A 4826-nucleotide genomic window follows, 5' to 3' on the forward strand; every position below is an offset into this window, starting at 1 on the left:
AATTCCAGAATTTAAATGAAAAATTCAATAGATATAAAAAAAATTGCCTTGATTGTTGCTGCTGGACGCGGATATCGCGCGGGTGGTGATATTCCAAAGCAATATCGGTTGATCGCAAAAAAGTCGCTTATTCGTTATGCTGCTGAAGTTTTCACGCATTCCGCTGAGATAGACGACCTTTATATTGTAATACATCCAAATGATGAAAAGTTATATACCAACGCTCTTTATGGATTAAACTATAAGGTAATTTCAGGTGGCAATGAACGGCAGGACTCTGTCAGACTAGGCTTAAAAGCAATCTCGGATAAATACTCATCCGACGATTTGGTTTTTATTCACGATGCTGCTCGACCGTTTTTGTCTGAAGAATTGATATCGGACTGTATTCAAGCGCTAAACAGTAAAGATGTTGACGGCATCATCCCTGCGTTGGAAGTCGTTGATACTGTTAAACGAGTTGATGAGAATGCAATCATAAATGAAACAGTTGATCGATCTGTTTTAAGAAATGTACAAACCCCGCAAGTATTCCCTCTATCTAAAATCTTAGATGCCCATCTTAAGGCTGAAGGGAAAAAGCTAACGGATGATGCATCTGTCGCAGAAGCTGCTGGTTTACGTTTAAAATGCATACAGGGTAGCGTTGATAATTTTAAAGTAACGCGTCCCGAAGATTTTACCGCTGCGGAACGAAAATTAAGTGAAATAGAAATGAAAACACCACGAATGGCTACAGGCTTTGATGTGCATGCTTTTGAAGAAGGGGATCACGTCACGTTATGCGGGGTGAATATTCCTCATACTCAGAAATTAAAAGGACATTCAGATGCGGATGTTGCCATGCATGCCCTAACAGATGCTTTGCTGGGGTGTATTTCGGCGGGTGATATAGGCACGCATTTCCCGCCAAGCGAACCACAATGGAAAGGTGCCGCTTCCCACATCTTCCTCAAACATGCGCGGGAGTTGATCGTCAAGGAAGGCGGCGAAATTCAACATGTAGATGTTACTATCATCTGTGAAGCACCCAAAGTGGGAAAACACAAAGATGCCATGCGCGAAAAATTGGCAAAATTACTGAGGTTGGATGTGAAAAGAGTTAGTGTGAAAGCCACGACGACGGAAAAGCTTGGCTTTACAGGCCGTCAAGAAGGTATTGCTGCACAAGCAGCGGCAACTATATTGGTATAAGAGAACTCATAAATGACAAAAACAAAGCGCCCTTCTCTCAAAAACCTTGATGTCATAATCGCCACTTGGTTTGGTAGTGGGTATATAAAGCCTGCACCAGGCACATGGGGCACTATTTGCGCCCTACCATTTGCTGTGGCAATTCATATTCATCTCGGACCAATCGCATTAGCTATTGCTGCAATTGTGGCTTATTTCTTAGGTGTTTGGTCGGCAGGACAATATTCAGGTAGAACGCAGAGCCATGATGCGTCTGAGATTGTTATCGATGAAGTAGCTGGTGTTTGGGTGACATTAGCAATGGCTCCAATGACCGGGGAAAATTTGGTCATTGGTTTTTTGTTATTTCGTCTATTTGATATCTTAAAACCATTTCCTATTAGCTTCATCGATAAGAATGTAAAAGGTGGGGCTGGTATCATGCTAGATGATATGGTTGCGGGTGCCTTTGCGGGTATATGTTTGCTTGTTTTGCATGAATGGGGGATCGTAACAAATGTTTTCTAAGGAAATACGGGATTTATCTACACGTCTATTATCAGAATGTCGGTTAAAGAAATGGACGGTTTCAACTGCGGAATCTTGCACTGGCGGTTTAATTGCCGGTGCTTTGACTGAAATAGCTGGATCATCTGATGTCGTTGATCGTGGTTTTATCACTTATTCAAATGAGGCCAAGAACGAATTAATCGGTGTGAACTCAGATACGATAAGACATCATGGTGCGGTAAGTCATGAAGTTGCGGAACAAATGGCAATCGGGGCTATCAAAGAAGCACAGACCAATCTTGCGATTGCTGTCACAGGCGTTGCAGGCCCCGGAGCATCAGAAAACAAACCAGCAGGCTTAGTTTATATTGGGATTGCTGCAGATAATTTAGAATCCCCAATTGTCACGAAGTTAAATTTCGAAGGTAATCGCTCTGAAGTAAGACGTGGTACAGTTCGAACAGCACTGTTTTTGGCTCTATCTGTTATTCAAAAGGACTAACGTGATCTGTATATTGAATAAGATCAAGTAACGGATGTCCTTCAGTTTTCATACAGGTAGCAAAAATATCATCCCAATTGCCCACTATTGAAAAGAATTCTTTTGGGTTCGACAAAAGATTTTTTTCACGATTAGAAAGTTGTGTGATCGCTTCATCAATTGGTGATATCGTAGTGTCTTCTATCTTACTTTTTACAAAGAATACATTTTTAGGGAATGTTACAAGCGATGCGAGCATTACTCCTGCCACCTCCGCAATCCTTGCTGAATTTTCAAGATTGAATCCGACTTGATCAAAAAGGATTTTACGTACTTTTCCGGCCACCAATAAACAAACCCGGTGATCGTCCAGATTACTGCCAGGGCCACTCGTTGTATTTTCACGAATAAAAAATAAGACGGATTGAGTTTTGGTTAATGGATCGTTTCCTAGGATTTCCATAACTCTCTGACTTGCTGTAAAACCATCATAAGCAGTTGGTCTTGCGTATTTTTTTAGGATGATCGTTTCTGAATACGTGTCATTCTCTACTAAAACACCAGCAAGCGACAAAGCATCTTCAATAGCTTTTAAGGTGCTCGCGCGCGGATCACCTAACCCACGCTCTATATTATTCAATGTCGCCAGAGATACACCTGCTGCTTTTGCTAACTCAGATTGCTTAGCATTAATTAAAGCACGACCAGCCCTGATTTGTTCTGGTGAAATCATATTTGCCCCATAAATTAGGTATGAAACCTATTAAAACAGATCCATTATCTAGTTATTGGATTAAATATATCGATTCGACGCTTTATGTAATTGTTACTTATTATAGACGGAGTCCGCTCTTTTAGAAAAAGCTTCCACCATTTTATGAAAGACTTCTTTGAAGAACATATTCGCAACCCCTTGGAGAATGCGTGACTTAAATTCGAAATCAATCATGAAATGTATCTCACAGCCGCCTTCTACCTCTGAGAACTTCCATTCATTTAAGAGATGTTTGAATGGTCCAGTTTCATACTTCACATCCACAATAAGATCGTCATCGAAAAAAGTAACGCGACTGGTATATTTTTCATTAAAGTTCTTAAATCCGGCCATTAAATCGGCAAGAATAATATTATCCATGCGCTTGCGGATTCTTACATTCTGGCACCATGGCAAGAATTCAGGATATTTCTCCACATCGCAAACAAGATCATACATATCCTTTGGGGGATGCGCGATAAAATGTTTCTCCTCATGCCTTGGCATAAGGGCCCTCCTTCAATGAAAATGATAAATGAATTATTTTGAAGATTCCGCCGATTTTGCAAGTTGCTCATTACGTGCTTTACGTAATTCTGCAAAATCATCTCCCGCCAAATAACTGGAACGTGTTAATGGAGACGATGAAACCATCAAAAACCCTTTTGCACGTGCCATTGTGGCATAATTTTCAAATTCTTCTGGTGTAACAAACTTATCGATCGCCGCATGCTTAGGAGTTGGTTGTAGATATTGACCTACCGTCAAGAAATCCACATCCGCAGCCCGGTAATCATCCATCATTTGTTGAATTTCGATTTTAGTTTCACCAAGGCCAACCATAATACCAGATTTTGTAAAGATTGACGGATCAAGCTGCTTCACGCGATCTAGCAAGTTTAAAGACGTGTAATAACGTGCACCCGGGCGGATGGTTGGATATAGTCGTGGGACAGTTTCAAGATTATGGTTAAACACATCTGGACGAGCTTCGACAACGATTTCCACCGCACCTTTCTTATCTTTAAAGTCAGGTGTCAGAATTTCAATTGTCGTATTGGGGGCCCGCTCTCTGATTGCTTTAATTGTCTCGGCAAAATGCTGCGCGCCACCATCATCTAGATCATCTCGATCAACTGAAGTTACTACGACATGCTCTAGACCCAATTTCGCTGTTGAATCTGCAACCCGATAAGGTTCAAAAATATCCAAGCCGTTTGGCTTACCCGTTGTTACGTTACAAAAGGCACAGGCGCGTGTGCAAATCTCGCCCATAATCATGAATGTAGCATGTTTTTTGGCCCAACATTCGCCAATATTTGGACAGGCAGCTTCTTCACATACTGTAACAAGATTATTTTCGCGTACTAAAGACGCAGTCTTACGATAATCCTTACTAACAGGCGCTTTCACCCGAATCCATTCAGGTTTACGCTGAATAGGATTATCTGGACGATTTCTTTTTTCGGGATGTCGGTGTTTTGGTTTTTCAACTGGCTTTACTAGACTATCAGACATTTCTGCGCCCTTTACTTTTTATTGTATGCGAAATCCCCACAACAAAGAAGGTATATCTCTACATGCAGCGTAAGTAAAGTAAACTATAGATATCTATAGGCTCAGGGAAATTTAAGCTTAAATCTCTTCAAGCTTAATTTTATCAAAACCGGTTTTGCGTGATTTCAGTGCAGTACTGATATTTTTCAGCAATAACTGTAAATCACCCGCATTATAGTCTTCGGACTCATTATCCAAAGCTAGATCGGTTTTCACAATTAAGACATGTGTCCACTTATTGTTACTCCACTCCATTTGCTTTTTCGTGGAAATAATATGAGGAACATCAATTTTCATCATGTCGCTATCCCATTCGCGCCAATTCCAATTATCTATTTATATATTACTATT

Annotated in this window: 7 protein-coding genes; 3 read left to right on the forward strand and 4 right to left on the reverse strand. The window is 40.7% G+C overall.

Annotated elements, in window-relative coordinates; all coding sequences use genetic code 11:
- The first annotated feature begins 15 nt into the window (after window positions 1-15).
- The 3 genes from E1160_RS09770 to E1160_RS09780 are packed head-to-tail and all read left to right on the forward strand — an operon-like array spanning window position 16 to window position 2185.
- On the forward strand, window positions 16-1194 hold the full coding sequence (locus E1160_RS09770) for a bifunctional 2-C-methyl-D-erythritol 4-phosphate cytidylyltransferase/2-C-methyl-D-erythritol 2,4-cyclodiphosphate synthase (protein WP_155154969.1): 1179 nt from the start codon (window positions 16-18) through the stop codon (window positions 1192-1194).
- A gap of 12 nt (window positions 1195-1206) precedes the next feature.
- On the forward strand, window positions 1207-1701 hold the full coding sequence (locus tag E1160_RS09775; protein ID WP_155154970.1) for a phosphatidylglycerophosphatase A family protein: 495 nt from the start codon (window positions 1207-1209) through the stop codon (window positions 1699-1701).
- Window positions 1691-2185, forward strand: a complete 495-nt coding sequence (locus E1160_RS09780; protein ID WP_155154971.1) for a CinA family protein — start codon at window positions 1691-1693, stop codon at window positions 2183-2185. Before E1160_RS09775 ends, E1160_RS09780 begins: the two co-directional genes overlap by 11 nt.
- Here E1160_RS09780 and E1160_RS09785 read toward each other — a convergent pair.
- The 4 genes from E1160_RS09785 to E1160_RS09800 all read right to left on the reverse strand — a co-directional run bounded on the left by E1160_RS09785 (window position 2169) and on the right by E1160_RS09800 (window position 4775).
- A complete protein-coding gene (locus E1160_RS09785) occupies window positions 2169-2897 on the reverse strand; it encodes a helix-turn-helix domain-containing protein (protein ID WP_155154972.1) in 729 nt (242 codons plus the stop codon). The genes E1160_RS09780 and E1160_RS09785 overlap by 17 nt on opposite strands.
- 93 nt (window positions 2898-2990) lie before the next feature.
- Complete coding sequence (locus E1160_RS09790) at window positions 2991-3425, reverse strand: type II toxin-antitoxin system RatA family toxin (RefSeq protein ID WP_155154973.1); 435 nt, start codon at window positions 3423-3425, stop codon at window positions 2991-2993.
- 33 nt (window positions 3426-3458) lie between these two features.
- Window positions 3459-4436: a lipoyl synthase gene (gene lipA, locus E1160_RS09795; RefSeq protein ID WP_155154974.1), complete on the reverse strand. Its 978-nt coding sequence runs from the start codon at window positions 4434-4436 to the stop codon at window positions 3459-3461.
- Between the two features lie 117 nt (window positions 4437-4553).
- Window positions 4554-4775: a hypothetical protein gene (locus tag E1160_RS09800; RefSeq protein ID WP_155154975.1), complete on the reverse strand. Its 222-nt coding sequence runs from the start codon at window positions 4773-4775 to the stop codon at window positions 4554-4556.
- Window positions 4776-4826 lie beyond the last annotated feature (51 nt).

This window comes from Curvivirga aplysinae (assembly GCF_009711445.1).
In the GTDB taxonomy this organism is placed as follows: domain Bacteria; phylum Pseudomonadota; class Alphaproteobacteria; order UBA8366; family Aestuariispiraceae; genus Curvivirga; species Curvivirga aplysinae.

What these genes read in the sequence shown, in the direction of transcription:
- E1160_RS09770 (WP_155154969.1), top strand. Translation starts at nt 16, where the DNA reads ATGAAAAATTCAATAGATATAAAAAAAATTGCCTTGATTGTTGCTGCT.
- E1160_RS09775 (WP_155154970.1), top strand. Translation starts at nt 1,207, where the DNA reads ATGACAAAAACAAAGCGCCCTTCTCTCAAAAACCTTGATGTCATAATC.
- lipA (WP_155154974.1), bottom strand. Translation starts at nt 4,436, where the DNA reads ATGTCTGATAGTCTAGTAAAGCCAGTTGAAAAACCAAAACACCGACAT.
- E1160_RS09785 (WP_155154972.1), bottom strand. Translation starts at nt 2,897, where the DNA reads ATGATTTCACCAGAACAAATCAGGGCTGGTCGTGCTTTAATTAATGCT.
- E1160_RS09780 (WP_155154971.1), top strand. Translation starts at nt 1,691, where the DNA reads ATGTTTTCTAAGGAAATACGGGATTTATCTACACGTCTATTATCAGAA.
- E1160_RS09790 (WP_155154973.1), bottom strand. Translation starts at nt 3,425, where the DNA reads ATGCCAAGGCATGAGGAGAAACATTTTATCGCGCATCCCCCAAAGGAT.
- E1160_RS09800 (WP_155154975.1), bottom strand. Translation starts at nt 4,775, where the DNA reads ATGATGAAAATTGATGTTCCTCATATTATTTCCACGAAAAAGCAAATG.